Here is a 14,703-nt window from a genome sequence, read left to right on the forward strand (position 1 = left end):
CGGCGGGGCGACGTACCATGGCCCCATGTCCTTCCTCCGCCGCCGAGCAGCGACCCCCGCGGGCCCCGACTTCGACGTCCTGGCCATGGACCCGGGCGACTGGCCGGGCAACCTCGGCGCGGGCCTGCTGCCCGCCCCCGACGGCACCTGCCAGGGCGTGTTCCTGCGCTACGACCTGTTCGGCGGCCGCGGCCCCGCGATGGTGATCGGCAACCTGCCCGAGGGCTCCCCGGCCCGCGAGGTCGCCGAGGGCGAGATCCCCTTCGAGGTCGCGCAGCTGCTCATCGCGCTGGAGAACGACGAGGAGGTCACGGTCACCGGCGTCGAGGACGTCCCGGTCATGCAGGGCGACAACCTCCTCATCGTGCGCCGCCTCAAGCTCTCCGAGACGCGGATCTCCTGCGTCCAGTTCGACCGCAGCGACAATGTCCTGGTGACCATCGCGTCCTGGGACCGCCCCATCACCGACGACCTGTACGCGCTGCTGAAGCCGCTGCCCGCCGAGCTGTTCCAGCAGGGCTGAGCACCCGCACACCCGCACACGACGAGGGCCCGGGACCGCACACGCGGACCCGGGCCCCACCTGTCAGCGGTGCACGGCCGTCACTTCACCGAGGACGGCACCACCCGCACGTCCGCCGCCCGCACATACGCGACGCGGTGGCCGAACTGGATCTCGTAGTACACGTCCTTGCCCTTGACCACCTTGTGGGATGTGGTGTCGAAGGTGGGGGAGTAGAAGTACTCGCCCGTGGTCCGCCCGCCGATCACATAGCGCTGGCCCGCGAGGAGCGTGTACGACAGCGGGGAGACCGCCTGCGGGGTCATGCCCGCCGGATAGGCCTCCTTCTCCGGGTAGGCCCGCCCGTACACCGGGACCGACTCCGCGCCGTCCTTCGGCTCCACCACAAGTCCCTTGGCGTTCACGGCCGTCGGCGCCTTCTTCGGGTTCTTGAACCAGGCCTTCTGCCCCAGGTACCAGATCGCCGTCCAGTCGCCCTCGCGGCCCGCCACCGCGTACTGCTGGCCCGTCGAGGCCCGCGACGCCATGTCGTTCACATCGATCGTGGAGTCCTGGCCACCCGGACGCAGCCCGATGTCCTTCACCAGCGGGGCGTCCTCGCTCGGCGCCGTGTACAGCCGCACCGCGCTCGAACCGTGCGGCGCGCACGCCTCGCCCGCCTTCTCGCAGCCCGTGAACTCCGGCTGGTTCCGCGCGAACTGCGGGTCGATCGTGACCACGCCGCCGCGCGAGCCGGCCGTCGGGTGGAACGGCTTGCCCATCAGCTGGAAGTAGTGCGCCCAGTCCCAGTACGGGCCCGGGTCCGTGTGCATCGACGGGATGGTGGCCGTCGTCGGCCCCGGCACCGTGTCATGGCCGAGGATGTGCTGCCGGTCCAGCGGGATGTCGTACTTCTTCGACAGGTACGACACCAGACGCGCCGACGAGCGGTACATCTCCTCCGTGTACCAGGAGTCGGGCTGCGCGAGGAAACCCTCGTGCTCCAGACCGATCGACTTCGCGTTCACATACCAGTTGCCCGCGTGCCAGCCGACGTCCTTCGCCTTGATCGACTGGACGATGTGGCCGTCCGTCGAGCGCAGCGAGTAGTGCCACGCCAGATACGTGGGGTCCTGGACCAGCTTGAGCGTCTGCTCCCACGTCGCCTCGGTGTCGTGGATGACGATGTAGTCGATGCTCTGGTCGTTCGGCCGGTCCGCCAGGTCGTGGTTGCCGTAGTCGCCGTCGCCGAACTCCTCGTAGGGCGCCGGGATCCACTCGCACGACACCGACTTCGGGCACTCGGTGTCGGAGGCGTTCGTCTTCTTCAGACCCATCGCCCTGAGCTGCGCGGCCTGCGGGCGGGCCGCCCGGTCGGCCGCCAGGGTCACCTGCTGCCCGGCGTCCGTGGTGCGCCGCTCGCCGTCGCGGATCACCGCGAAGACGTCATTGGCGTACGTCGCAGCCGTCGCCGCGTCGTCCGCGCCGGCGAATGTGGCGATCGCGCCGTACCAGTCCGCGGGGTCGGAGCTGAGCGGCTTGCCGAGCTGCTTCTGGGCGGCGGCGAGCAGGGCCGCGCCGCCCCGCACGTTCGCCGCCGGGTCGGTGCGCAGCTCGCCGGCCGGGATGCCGGTCAGGTCGGCGGCGCGCACCAGCGTCTTGAGCCGGGCCGGGAGCTGCGAGTCCTTCGGGACCGTCCGGGACGCAGGGGCGGCCTTCAGCGCGGCACGCGAGTCGTCGCCGCGCGCGTCGCCCTCCGCATGGTCGTACGCCACCGTGTTCGCGATCGCGGTGCGCGCGTCGGTGAGGTGCATCGGACCGTAGCCGCCGCTGACGCTGGGCGCTCCGGCGTGCCCGTCCCACCGCGACTGAAGGTACGACACACCGAGGAGCACGCTCTGCGGCACCTTGTACTCGGCCGCCGCGGACGCGAACGCGTTCTGCAGCGCGGCAGACGGCGCCGCCGGGTCCTGGGGCGGGGCCGCGCCGAGGAGGGGCAGGAGCAGGGCGCCGGTCGCGAGGGTGCCCACCGCCCGTGCGCGCGTGCTGCCGGGACCTCTGCCAGTGAGGGAACGCGGGGTTCGTTGCAACGGTGCCTCCAGGGGCCGGCGAATCTCGGGATGGTGCGCGGTGCGTGCGGGGCCGATCGTCGTCAGTGGTATCGGCTCACCGACGATCCGTCAATGATCGGACGGGCAGCGGAGATTCACGGGATTTCCCATGTCAGCGCGCGTGTGCGCGGGTTTCCTGCGCGGTGGTGCGGCCGCCTGCGGCGCGTCAGTGGTGTGGACCAATGTGGGGCAACGGCAGGCGCGGGAGCCGGAGTTGGGTCCGGACACAGGGAAGATCCGCGGTACGCCATCCTCCACCCCGGCGTACCACGGATCTTCGTCTCGGGTCAGCGCGTGCCGACGGCCGCACGCACCGCCTTGCGGGCCATGTTGCAGTCGTCGTGCAGACGGCGCAGCAACAGCCGCTGCTCCTCGCCGGTCGGTACGGCGCCGGGCGGCTGGGGCTGACCGGGCTGTGCCGGTGCCGCCGGGGCCTGGTCGTGCATCGAACGCTGCACGACCGTCTCGTAGGTACGGATCTCGCGGGTCAGGACCAGCATCAGATTGACCAGGAACGCGTCGCGGGAGGCCGGGCCGCCGGACTGCGCGAGCTGGCTGATCTGCCGACGGGCCACCGGCGCGTCGCCGAGCACCGCCCACAGCGTCGCCAGGTCGTACCCCGGCAGGTACCAGCCCGCGTGCTCCCAGTCCACGAGCACCGGGCCCGCCGGGGAGAGCAGGATGTTCGACAGCAGGGCGTCGCCGTGACAGAACTGGCCCATCGAGCCGCGGCCCGAGGTGTGCGCGATGCCGTGCAGCAGCTTCTGCAGATCACCCATGTCACGGTCGGTCAGCAGACCCAGATCGTGGAACCGGTTGATCCGCTCCGCGTAGTCCAGCGGCGCGTCGAAGGTACCCGCCGGGGGCCGCCACTGGTTGAGCCGGCAGACGGCGCCGAGCGCCGCCCTGATGTCCGCCCGGGGCGGTGCCTCGGCCGGGTGACGCTGCAGGGCGGCCACCCGGCCGGGCATCCGCTCGATCACCAGCGTCCCGTTGTCCGGGTCCGCCGCGATCAGGCGCGGTACCCGCACGGGGGGCCGGTGCCGGACGAACGAGCGGTAGGCGGCTATCTCGTGCCGGACCCGCTCCGCCCACACGGGGGAGTGGTCCAGTAAACATTTCGCGACGGCGGTGCTGCGCCCTGTCGTTCCGACGAGGAGCACGGACCGCGGGCTGCGGCGCAGCACCTGCACCGGATGGAACTCCGGGCAGATCCGGTGCACCGCGGCGACGGCCGTGCGCAGCTGGGCGCCCTGGGGGCCGGACAAGTCGAGTCTCCCGCTGAGCGGTTGCGTGCCGAGCCCCGGGACTCGCCGGGTCCGGCCGACGCCACCGAGCGCCGTGGACCCCGGTCGCGCGGGGTCGAGGTACGGGCCGCCGCCGACCACCGGGCGGGCGCAGCACAGCGGCCGGGGCGGGGCGGACACGGAGGACGATGCTGCGTACATGGGAGATACAGATCCCTTCGTGTGCCGATCAGTTGCTGCGCCTCCCGGCCCGGCCGAGTTCGGTGACACCCTGGGGAATGCCCTGCGACGACCGGGTCGGGGTGGCGCATTCCTACCTGACACCCGAGGGGCAGAAGCACAACAGCTGGCGCACCCTGGCGAACCGTGGCGAATAGTCGCTCAGCAACTGACAGAGGGCTACTGTCAACTTCAGCCGAGAACCTGGGGGCTTGAAGTGAGCGGACAACCCAACACCCGTCTGAACGACCTGTTCGGCCTGGCCGGCTGGTCCAAGGGCGAACTCGCGCGACTCGTCAACCGGCAGGCGGCGGCCACGGGCCACCCCCAGCTGGCGACGGACACCTCGCGGGTGCGGCGTTGGATCGACATGGGAGAGATCCCGCGCGATCCGGTACCGCGGGTGCTGGCGGCGCTGTTCACCGAGCGACTCGGCCGTGTCGTGACCATCGAGGATCTCGGTCTTGTCCGACACGGGCGCACGGGGAAACGGCAGGGTGCCGGAGGCCTGGAACACCAAGGCCCCGACGGAGTGCCGTGGGCGCCCGAGCGGACAGCTGCGGTCCTCACCGAATTCACGGGAATGGACCTCATGCTCAACCGACGCGGCTTGGTGGGCGCGGGTGCCGCGCTCGCCGCAGGATCCGCACTCAGCAGCGCCATGCACGACTGGCTGCACACCGACCCGGCCCTCGCGGCCGACGCTCCCCGTACCTCCGATCCCCTCTCCGCAGCGGGCACGGCCGACTCGGCCGGCTTCGACCGCTACGAGGCGGCCCCCATCGGGTCGCAGGAGATCGAGGAACTGGAGCGCTCCGTCGAGGTGTTCCGGGCCTGGGACGCCTCCCGCGGCGGCGGGTTGCAGCGCAAGGCAGTCGTGGGCCAGCTCAACGAAGTGGGCGGAATGCTCTCGTACCGCCATCCCGACCATCTCCAGCGGCGCCTGTGGGGCGTCGCCGCCAATCTCGCCGTCCTCGCGGGCTGGATGTCGCACGACGTCGGCCTGGAGCCCACGGCCCAGAAGTACTTCGTCATCGCCGCGCACGCCGCGCGCGAGGGCGGCGACCGGCCACGGGCCGGCGAGGCCCTGTCCAGGGCCGCCCGCCAGAAGATCCATCTCGGCGCCCCCGACGAGGCGCTCGACCTGATGAAGCTCGCCAAGTCCGGCTCGGGCGACCAGGTGCTGCCCCGCACCAAGGCGATGCTCTACACCATCGAGGCCTGGGCCCAGGCGTCCATGGGCAAGGGGCAGGCGATGCGGCGCACCCTCGGGCACGCGGAGGATCTCTTCGTCTCCGACAAGGGTGACGTGGCGCCGCCGACCTGGATGCAGATGTTCGACGAGGCGGACCTGCACGGGATGCAGGCCCTCGCCTACCGCACCCTCGCCGAGCACGAGCCGGGCGCCGCCGTCATCGCCCAGCAGCACGCCAGGGAGGCTCTCGCGCTGCGGGCGGGCGGCCGGGACCGGTCGAAGATCTTCGACCACCTGTCGATGGCGTCGGCCTGCTTCATCGCCGACGACCCCGAGCAGGCGGACCGGTACGCGCGCCTCGCCCTCTCCTCGATGGGGGCGAACTCCTCGCACCGCACCTGGGACCGGCTGCGCGAGATGTACCGGCTCACCGGCCAGTACGCCGGGTATCCGAAGATCGAGGACCTGCGACAGGAGATCAAGCTGGCACTGCCGAGGAGTTCGGGGAAGAGGCTGCAGGCCTGAGTCCGCAAGGGCGCCGGCAGGGCGTCAGGAGTCGATCCTCGCGATGAGCACACAGGCGTCGTCCTCGCGCTCACCGGAGCCGAACGCGTCGGTCACCACGCGCACGCACTCCTGCGCGTCGCGGGCCTGAGCGAGGCGTGGGGCCAGTGCGAGCAGTCGGCCGGCCGCCGCCTTCTCGCCGCGCCGTGGCACGAGCGCGTCGGTGTGCAGCAGCAGCACGTCACCGCTGTGAAGCCGTACGTCGGCCTGCTCGTACTCGGGACCGGAGGTGGCGCCGAGCAGCACGCCCCGAGGAGGCGTGAGCGCACGCCCCGTCCCGTCACGGAAGAGCAGCGGGGCGGGGTGTCCCGCCTGCGCCCACGCCAGTGTGCGGTCCGCCGGGTCGTACCGACAGCACAGGGCGCTGCCGAGGGCGGGCCGTACGGCGTTGTCGAGCAGGTGGCCGAGGCGGCCGAGGAGCTCGGCCGGCGGGGCGTCGCACACGGCCATGCCGCGGACGGCGCCGAGCAGCATCGCCATGCCGGAGGTGACGGCGACGCCCTGTCCGGTGAGATCGCCGACGGTCAGCAGGGTCTTCCCGTCGGGCAGTTCCAGCGCGTCGTACCAGTTGCCGCCGGTCGGGGTGCCGGTGGAGGAAGGGAGGTAGCGGGCCGCGACATGGAGACCGCCGGGGCCGCCGTGCGGGAGCCGCAGGGAGCCACGCCACGGCGGCAGCACGGCTTCCTGCAGCTCGACCGCGAGCCGGTGCTCGGTCTGCGCGATGTGCCGCTGGCGCTGGAGCGAGTCACGGGTCTCGCTCACCGCTCGCTGGCTGCGGCGCAGTTCGCTGACGTCGCGCACGACCGCCCACATGGAGGCGGTCGAGCCGTCCGCGTCGAGCACGGGCTCGCCCATCATGTGCACCGCGCGCACGGTGTCGTCCGGGCGCACGATGCGGAACTCGCCGTCGATGGGTTTGCCGTCGATCAGGCAGTCCGTGACCATCGCGGTCAGCTTGGGCTGGTCGTCGGCGTGCACCACGGCGGACAGCTCGTCGAGGGTCAGGGCGGGGGAGGCGGGGTCGCGGCCGAGGATCTCGTACAGCTCGCCGGACCAGTGGGCCTCGTCGGTCAGCAGGTTCCAGTCCGCGCTGCCGACGCGGGTGACCAGGGAGCCGCTGGGCGGCTCGGCGGCCGGACGCTGGGGCGGCACCCCGTTCCGCAGCGCCGGTCCCTCGCGCAGCTGTGCCAAGTGCCGGTCCAGATCGCTGAGTTGATGGACCGCCAGCTCGTACAGGGCGCGCTGCCAGCGGGCCTCGGGGGCGGTCTCGTCGGGTGCCGCGTCGACGGAGTCACGGCGCACCGCGTCGACGTCACCGAGGAGCCGACGCGTCTGGTCGATCAGCGCGTCGACGGTGCCACGCTCCGGCGGCTGGCCGGCGGGGCGGTCCGCGAAGACATGGGGCGGCATGACGAACTCCGATGCAGGCACGGGAACGGCCGAGGCGGACGGAAGGACCGCTAAAGACTCTGGCACAGGCCGCCTGGCCTCGTAAGGCATTTGGCCATACACGACGCGGTGGTGCTTCTGGCATATGCCCGAGTCCTTGCGATTCGTTCTACCGGGCGGCCTGGTCGAACGGGTGCCCGGTTGTGGCGTAGTTCCGGCCGGTCCGTGCCGTGCGGGGCGGGGAGCTCAAACGCGTAGCCGCCCTACGCCGGACGCGGTGCCGCCCGGCCCCCGTGTGGAAGGGGTCCGGGCGGCACGCATCGTTCGGGCCGGGGTCCTTACTGCCCCAGTCTGTTGCCGGGCACGGCCGCGGCGGCCTTCGTGGGAGACCCGTTGATGACGAACTGCGAGCCGGGCTCGATCAGCACGTCACCGTCGCGCGAGTCCTTGATCGTCACCCCGGACAGCGTGGCGCTGCCGCGGGCCCCGCTCATGGCGAGGATGCCGGAGCCGTTGACGGACTTGGAGATCGACACATTGCTGATGGCCACGTCCGGCATGGCGCCGCCACCCGTCTTGAACTGGATGCCGTCGTACGTCGAGTCCTGGATGTCGGTGTCCCGGATGGTGACGCCCGGGATGTTCTGACCCTGCGCGAACAGGGTGATCGCGCCGAACTCCTGGTCCTCGTTCCAGAACGCCCCGCCGGTGCGGTACAGGCCGTTGTTCGCGATCAGCGTCTGCCCGGAGAAGGGCAGCGGGTCGTGGTCGGTCGCGAGCATGATGCCGGGGTAGTTCGCGGTGTCGTAGACGAGGTTGTTCTCGATCTTGTTGCCGTAACCGCCGTACACCGCGATGCCGTTGGCCCGCCACGGCAGCTGCACCGTGTTGTTGCGGAAGACGTTGTCGTGCCCGATGTCGACCGAGGTGTCCTTCACGTACTTGTTGGCCCACACGGCGAGCGCGTCGTCGCCGGTGGTGCGGAACGACGAGTTGTAGACGCTCGAATTGCGGGTGCCGTTGGAGAAGTTGATGCCGTCGGCGTACGTGTCCCGGATCCGCATGCCGCTGAACTCCAGGCCGTCGGCCGGGCCCCACAGCTCCGGGATGTTGCTGTAGTCGCGGCCCACCCAGACGCCGACGTTGGCGTGCTCGATCCACACGTTGGAGATCTTGGTGTTCTTGCCGAAGCGGCCGTTGAGACCGACGCCGCCCTCGGCGTTGCCGTCACCGCCGCGGATCGTGCCCGAGCCGAAGATCGCGATGTCGGAGATCTTGGTGTTGTCGTCGATGTCGAAGCCGAAGTTGCCCTCGTGCGGATGGTTGATGCCGCCCGCGTTCTGCGGCGCGGTCAGCGTGTAGAGCTGCGAGTGCCACATGCCGGCGCCCTTGATGGTGACGTCGCGGATGCCGACCTGGTTGTACTGGCCGCGGTTCAGCGGGTCGTCCGTGAGGATCTTCTGCTCCTGGCGCCACTGTCCTGCCGGGATCCACACGCAGGCGATGTCGCCGTTCTGGTCGGCGGTCACGGCCTTCTGGATCGCCGCAGTGTCGTCGTTGCCGTCGTTCGGCACCGCGCCGTACGCGGTGATCGAGGTGCACTCGGCGGGCTTGCTCGCCGGCGGAGCCACCTGCTCCAGGTCGACGAGGTCGAGGATGTAGTACGCGGCGTCGTCACCGGAGTCGCGCTGCAGCCGGAACTTCGTGCCCGCGGGATAGCTCTGCGCGAGCAGGGCGTGCGTCTCGTCGAAGAGGCGCCGTGCGTCACCGCCCGGGGTGTTGGTCAGACCCTCGGGGTCGTCCGTGTGTCCGTAGAGCCAGCTGTGCTTGGAGGACAGGTTCAGCTTCTGCACGAAGGTGCCGTTCGCGTACAGGCTGAGGGTCTTCTCCTGGCCGCCACCGCCGGCCGCGTCCGGGATGGAGTTGCGCACGACGATGGAGTTCGTCGCGTTCGTGGAGGTGAACTCCGCGTACTGGCCGGTGGAGTTGAGCCGCACCGACTTGCGGCCGGAGGACTCGGACGCGTAGTTGGTGTGGCCGAAGGTGCGCTTGGCGTCCGCCGTCAGGAGGGTGCCGGTGTAGGTGCCGTCCTCCAGCTCGTACTCGGTGTAGGGCACGGCCGCGCCGCGGCCCACCACGATCGAGCGCGCGAGGACGTTGTTGTTCTCGTTCGTCTCCGCGACCGTGTTGGTGGCGTCCGCGGTGGCGGTGAGGGTGGCGCCGCCGCTGGCCGCGGTCCAGGTGCCGGAGAGGGCGACGTCGGCGCTCGCACCCGCGGCGAGGGCGGGCGTCGTGCCGTTCAGCGTCGTGCCGCCCACCGTCAGACGGGTCACGGAACCGGCGGGCACCGCGCTGGTGCCGCGGTTGTGCACCTTCACCGAGAACGAGACGCTCGCGCCGACCGCGGGACTGGCCGGGTTCGACGTGATGCCGGTGACCTCCAGGTCGGGACCCGGGGTCTGGCCGACGGTCAGCTTGGTGTCGGCGGTGCGGCTGTTGTTGGTCTCGTCCTGCTCGTTGATCGCGTTGGTCGGGTCGACCAGCGCGGACACGGTGTAGCTGCCCTCGGCGCGCTTGCCGATGGTGACCGGCACCGTGGCCGACGCCCCGGCGGCGAGCGCGGGAACCGCCACGCTGCCGGCGACCGTCCCGCCGACGCTCACGTCCACGGTGGTCGCGGCGGCTGCCGCCGAACCGGTGTTGCGCACCGTGGTGTTCACCTTGATCGAGTCGGCCTCACTGGGCTGCGCGGGATCCCAGGACAGGGCCGACACCGTCAGGTCGGGGTTCGGCGCCGGAGTGCCGTGCACCTCGAGCTCGGCCACCTGACCGCCGTAGCCCGCTGTGTTCGAGGAGAACTTCAGCTGGACGTCGGAGTAGCGCCCGGAGACCGGGATCGTCACGGTGTTCTGGTTGCCCGACGGGTTGAACGTGTAGTCGGCCTTCGCCTTGACCGAGCTGAACGCGCTCGCCGACGCCGCCCGCCCGAGCACCTCGATGCTCTGCGTGCGGGTGGCCCAGGCCGGGTCCGGGTTCAGCTTCAGGACGAGCGAGTCGAGGTCGGCGTCCGAGCCGAGCTTCACCGTGAGCGTCGACGGGCTGCCGCTCGCCTCCCAGTAGCTGCCCGTGCTGCCGTCGACGGCGTTCTTGGCGACGTAGTTCTGGATGGTCGACGACGCCTCGACCGGCTTGTTCAGGGCCAGGTTCGCACCGGCCGCCGAGGCGGTGGGAGCGGTGACGGGCAGCAGCCCGAGCGTGCCCAGCGCGGCGCCGAGCAGGACGGCGGTCAGCCGCCTGCCTCTCTGCCTGTCCCTCTGCCTGTCTCTCTGCCTGTGTCTCACGACGTGGTCCTCTCGATACGGGGGATACGGGGGATACGGGGGATACGCGGGTGGTTCACTTCAGGTACGCCTCGACCTCGCTGAGCTGCGCGGCGGGCCAGCCCGTGTTGGCGGTCACCTGCACACGCAGCTGGCGGGTCGCGGGCGAGGAGTCGGGCAGGGTGACGGTCACGGTGTTGCCGGTGGCCGGATCGAAGCGGTAGGCCTTCGACGCGGCCAGGGTGGTGAACGACGAGCCGTCGGTGCTGCCCAGCACCGAGAGGGTCTGGGTCCGCGCACCCCAGGCGGCCGACGGCGGCAGCTTGAGGACGACCCGCCGGACCGCCTGGGCCGAGCCGAGGTCGACGGTGAGCGCCTGCGGGAAGGCGTTGTTGGTCGACTCCCAGTACGAGTTCGCGTCGCCGTCGACCGCCTTGCCGGGCGTGTACACATCGGCCGAGCCGGTCGCGGTGGCCGGACGGCCCTGGGCGAGGTTGCGGGCCGGGTCGGGGTCCGGGTTGCCGGCGCCCGCCTGCGGCCAGGCCGAGCAGTTCGACCAGGTGCTGGACCAGCCGGAGTTGCCGCCGCCGTCGGTGAGCGTGAAGGTGCCGGAGCCGGACGGGTAGGGGCAGTTGTAGACGCCGGCCGCGCCGACCCCGGTGGCCTTCAGGTTGCTGATCTTCACCGCGCCGGGCGTCTCCGCCTGCACCACGACCGTGCCGACCTTGTCCACGGCCGACCCGTCGACGGTCACGTTCTTGACGGCCTTGCCGGTGCCGCTGCCCGAGACGAACTCGTAGGCGCTGTAGGGGCTGTCCTTGATCGTGGTGTTCGTGATGTTCACGGTCGCCTCGATGGCGCTGTCGTACGCGTCGACGCGCAGCGCGCCCATCGGATGGCCCCAGTTGGGGTTGATCGCGCCGGTGCGGACGAGCGTGTTCCCGGAGACCGTGATGGTGCCCGCGAGCGGGGAGAACGGGTCGAGGAACTTCTGGTTGGAGATCGCGATGCCGCTGCCGAGGGCGTTGGTGTCCTGGACCAGGTTGTCCTTGACGGTGATGTCGGTGCCGCCGTAGATCGCGATGCCGTTGGCGAGGTTGGGCTGCGAGATGGTGTTGCCGGAGAACGAGGAGCCGGTGTCCGCGCCGTTCAGCGACCACATGGCGAGCGAGTCGTCGCCCTGGTTGCGCAGGAAGTTGCCGCGGACCTGGACGCCGTGCGCGTTGCCGTTGAGGTTGAGGCCGTCGGCCGTGGTGTCGAGGATGCGGTTGTTCTCGGCGATCAGGTTGTCGTTGTTGCCGGTCAGCCAGAAGCCGCACTTGAGGTGCTGGATCCACATGCCGGAGACGGACGAGTTCGGGCCGAGGGAGCCGTTGACGAAGTTGTCCGGGTTGTTGTCGACGCGCTCGGTGACCTCACCGATGACGGCGAAGTCCTTGAGGCGCACCTTGCCCGCGGAGTTCGACTGGTTGATGAAGCGCGAGGAGTGCACCACCGAGTACCAGCTGCCCGCGCCCTGGAGCGTCACGTTCTCCACGCCGCTGAGTTCGGAGCCGAGCTTGAAGTCCCCGGCGGGGATCCACACCGTGCCGCCGCTGCCCTTGGCCGCGCTGATCGCGTCGCGGAAGGCCTGGGTCGAGTCCTGCTGACCGGTCGGGTCGGCGCCCTTGTCGACCACGGAGATCGCGCCGGAGGGCTTGGTGGCGGCGGCCGCTACCTGCTCGAAGTCGGCCACGTCCACGGTGACCTGGGTCGAGGCGGCCTCCAGCTTCACCGTGTCGCCCGCCTGGAGGTTCCGGCCGAGCAGGAGGCGCGCGTTGTCGAAGAAGTGGTGGGTCTTGGCGCCCGCGATCCAGGACGTGTCGACGTAGCTGTACTTGGAGGTGACGGTGAGGGACCGGTCGAGCTTGGTGCCGTTCACGTACACCGCGAGGGAGCCGGACTGTCCGTCGGGCACGTTGTAGGCGACGTTCACGGCGTTGGCCGCCCCGGTCAGGGTGAACTGGACGCTCTGCCCGGCACTCAGCTTCACGGCCTGCCGGCCGGAGGCCTCGGAGGCGACGGTGCCCTGGGTGTAGTCGGGGCCGATCTTCTGGCCGCCGGTGACGGCGGACTCCGCCTCGTAGGAGGTGAAGGGGAGGGTGGCGCCCGCGGCGCTCGCGGCGGCGGACCGCTGTGGGGCCGCGTGCGCCGTCGAACCTCCGGCGCCGACCACGGCACTCACCAGGGCGACCGCGAGGGCGAGGACGGGGAGACGGCGCGAAGAGCGTGCTGGCGCGTGCATGACATGCGGGTTCATCTGCGGTGGGGGCCTTCCTGGTGGGGGTGGGGAGGTGGGGGTGAGGGTGGGGCCGATGGCGCGGAGATGCCTTCCGGGGGCCCGATCGGCGTCCCGGCCGCAGGCAGCGCTCACTCAAGCATCGCGACCAGAGGAGCACAAGATGTCGCGCAGAGACTGCAAATATTTGACAGCGTTGCGCAATCGCTGACCAGGGACGGCAGTTGGTGCCGTCGTGGGCTTCGATGGACCGTTCGGTCGCGATCGCCGCCCGGCGGAGGATCGGGCTCCGCTCCCGGCGGGTGTGGGGCACGCGCCCCGGGCCTGGAGCGGTCCGGCACTGACGGCGCATCACCGATGAGCCGTCGTGATGCAGTCGTAATCTTGCAATTCTGGATTCGAATCTTGCGGTCATCTGTGCGCCGTCCTATCGTCACGTCTCGAATCAAGGGCAGTGCTTGGGCTTGACCCCTGGAGGAGCCGTAATGAAGCCCCGTAACCTCGCGATCCTTCTGACCACAGGTCTGGCACTCACTGCCACCGCCTGCGGCGGTGACTCGTCGGACGACGGAGCCGGAGGAAAGGTCAGCATCACCGTGGCCTGTCAGCCGGCGAAGACCGCGCCGAAGCAGCGCAAGGCATGGAACGACGACGTCGCCGCCTTCGAGAAGGCGCACCCGGACGTGAAGGTCAAGAGCACCGACCAGCAGCCGTGCTTCGACCCGAAGACGTTCGCGGCGAAGCTGGCCGGCGGGCAGATGGAGACCGTGTTCATGGTCCCCGTCACCAACTACGCGGACGTGATCTCCAAGCGGCAGGCGAAGGACATCACGGGCGACACCAAGTACGTGAAGAACTTCGGTGACATCAAGCAGAACGTGCGCGACATGGTCACCAAGGACGGCAAGGTCTACGGGATCCCGAACGTCAGCTACAGCGTCGGACTCGTCTACAACAGAGCCGTCTTCAAGAAGGCCGGCCTCGACCCCGACTCCCCGCCGAAGACGTGGGACGAGGTCCGCGCCGCCGCGAAGAAGATCGCCGGACTCGGCAAGGACTACGTCGGCTACGGCGAGTACGGCGGCGGCAACACCGGCGGCTGGCACTTCGCCCAGGCCATCTACAGCCGCGGCGGCGAGATGGTCACCGACCACAAGGCGGCCTTCAACAGCCCCGAGGGCAAGGCCGTGCTCCAGACGCTGCACGACATGCGCTGGAAGGACAACAGCACCGGCAGCAAGGTCAACATCGGCTGGGAGTCGCTGATGCAGCAGATGGCGGCCGGGAAGACGGGCATGATGCTCGGCGCCCCGGACGTCGTCACCGACGTGGTCCAGAAGTTCCAGGGCAAGGTCGACGACTACGGCATCACCGGGATCCCCGACGGCAAGGCGTCGCTGACCGGTGGCGAGGCGTACATGATCAACCCCAAGGCGAGCGCGGCGCAGACCAAGGCCGGCCTGGAGTGGATCGACTTCCAGTTCAACACGCCGGGCAAGGGCCGCTTCGACTTCGCCCGCGGCAAGGCCAACGGCGAGGCCGTGGGCGTGCCGAACAACGACTACATGGGTGACTCGGCCACCGGCAAGAAGCTCGCCGAGGAGCGCAAGGCGAACGCCAGCCTCCCGGTCGAGTACTACGAGCCGTACGTCGCGAACTCGACGTCGGTCGAGCCGAAGCTGGAGCCGGAGAAGGCGCAGGAGCTGTACGCCGTCCTCGACGTCGCCATGTCGGCGGTCCTCACGCGGGAGAACGCGGACGTCGACCAGCTGCTCAAGGACGCCGAGTCCAAGGCGAACTCGATCCTCGCCAAGAGCTGACGGCACAAGGTCCCGGGGTGCCGCCCACCGTGGCGGCACCCCGAGTCGGCACCGCACC

At 70.3% G+C, this 14,703-nt stretch carries 8 protein-coding genes; 3 read left to right on the plus strand and 5 right to left on the minus strand.

The features are described from left to right. Nucleotides 1–25 precede the first annotated feature (25 nt). Nucleotides 26–523, plus strand: a complete 498-nt coding sequence (locus K377_RS20725; protein ID WP_111664933.1) for a hypothetical protein — start codon at nt 26–28, stop codon at nt 521–523. A gap of 80 nt (nt 524–603) precedes the next feature. Here the strand turns inward: K377_RS20725 and K377_RS20730 are convergent, their stop codons facing one another. Continuing rightward, entirely contained in the window at nt 604–2,532 is a 1,929-nt protein-coding gene (locus K377_RS20730; protein WP_111664934.1) for an N-acetylmuramoyl-L-alanine amidase, read from the minus strand. 368 nt (nt 2,533–2,900) lie between these two features. After that, nucleotides 2,901–4,061 carry an aminoglycoside phosphotransferase family protein gene (locus tag K377_RS20735; RefSeq protein ID WP_111664935.1) on the minus strand — a complete coding sequence of 387 codons (1,161 nt, stop codon included), beginning with the start codon at nt 4,059–4,061 and terminating at the stop codon, nt 2,901–2,903. A gap of 235 nt (nt 4,062–4,296) precedes the next feature. Between K377_RS20735 and K377_RS20740 the strand changes: the two genes are divergently transcribed. After that, nucleotides 4,297–5,799 carry a hypothetical protein gene (locus tag K377_RS20740; protein WP_111664936.1) on the plus strand — a complete coding sequence of 501 codons (1,503 nt, stop codon included), beginning with the start codon at nt 4,297–4,299 and terminating at the stop codon, nt 5,797–5,799. Between the two features lie 24 nt (nt 5,800–5,823). Here the strand turns inward: K377_RS20740 and K377_RS20745 are convergent, their stop codons facing one another. The 3 genes from K377_RS20745 to K377_RS20755 form a co-directional block, all read right to left on the minus strand. After that, entirely contained in the window at nt 5,824–7,248 is a 1,425-nt protein-coding gene (locus K377_RS20745; RefSeq protein WP_111664937.1) for a PP2C family protein-serine/threonine phosphatase, read from the minus strand. Nucleotides 7,249–7,565: 317 nt separating this feature from the next. Next, entirely contained in the window at nt 7,566–10,490 is a 2,925-nt protein-coding gene (locus K377_RS20750; RefSeq protein WP_375605942.1) for a CARDB domain-containing protein, read from the minus strand. Nucleotides 10,491–10,623: 133 nt separating this feature from the next. Beyond that, nucleotides 10,624–12,831: a discoidin domain-containing protein gene (locus tag K377_RS20755; protein ID WP_111665205.1), complete on the minus strand. Its 2,208-nt coding sequence runs from the start codon at nt 12,829–12,831 to the stop codon at nt 10,624–10,626. A 479-nt stretch (nt 12,832–13,310) separates the two neighbouring features. Between K377_RS20755 and K377_RS20760 the strand changes: the two genes are divergently transcribed. Next, a complete protein-coding gene (locus tag K377_RS20760; protein ID WP_111664939.1) occupies nt 13,311–14,645 on the plus strand; it encodes an ABC transporter substrate-binding protein in 1,335 nt (444 codons plus the stop codon). Nucleotides 14,646–14,703 lie beyond the last annotated feature (58 nt).

Source organism: Streptomyces sp. PsTaAH-137 (assembly GCF_003259365.1).
Classification (GTDB): Bacteria; Actinomycetota; Actinomycetes; order Streptomycetales; family Streptomycetaceae; genus Streptomyces.

Excerpts from the sequence above, each read along its gene's own strand:
- K377_RS20725 (WP_111664933.1), top strand. The coding sequence starts at position 26 with ATGTCCTTCCTCCGCCGCCGAGCAGCGACCCCCGCGGGCCCCGACTTC.
- K377_RS20735 (WP_111664935.1), bottom strand. The coding sequence starts at position 4,061 with ATGTACGCAGCATCGTCCTCCGTGTCCGCCCCGCCCCGGCCGCTGTGC.
- K377_RS20745 (WP_111664937.1), bottom strand. The coding sequence starts at position 7,248 with ATGCCGCCCCATGTCTTCGCGGACCGCCCCGCCGGCCAGCCGCCGGAG.
- K377_RS20755 (WP_111665205.1), bottom strand. The coding sequence starts at position 12,831 with ATGCACGCGCCAGCACGCTCTTCGCGCCGTCTCCCCGTCCTCGCCCTC.
- K377_RS20760 (WP_111664939.1), top strand. The coding sequence starts at position 13,311 with ATGAAGCCCCGTAACCTCGCGATCCTTCTGACCACAGGTCTGGCACTC.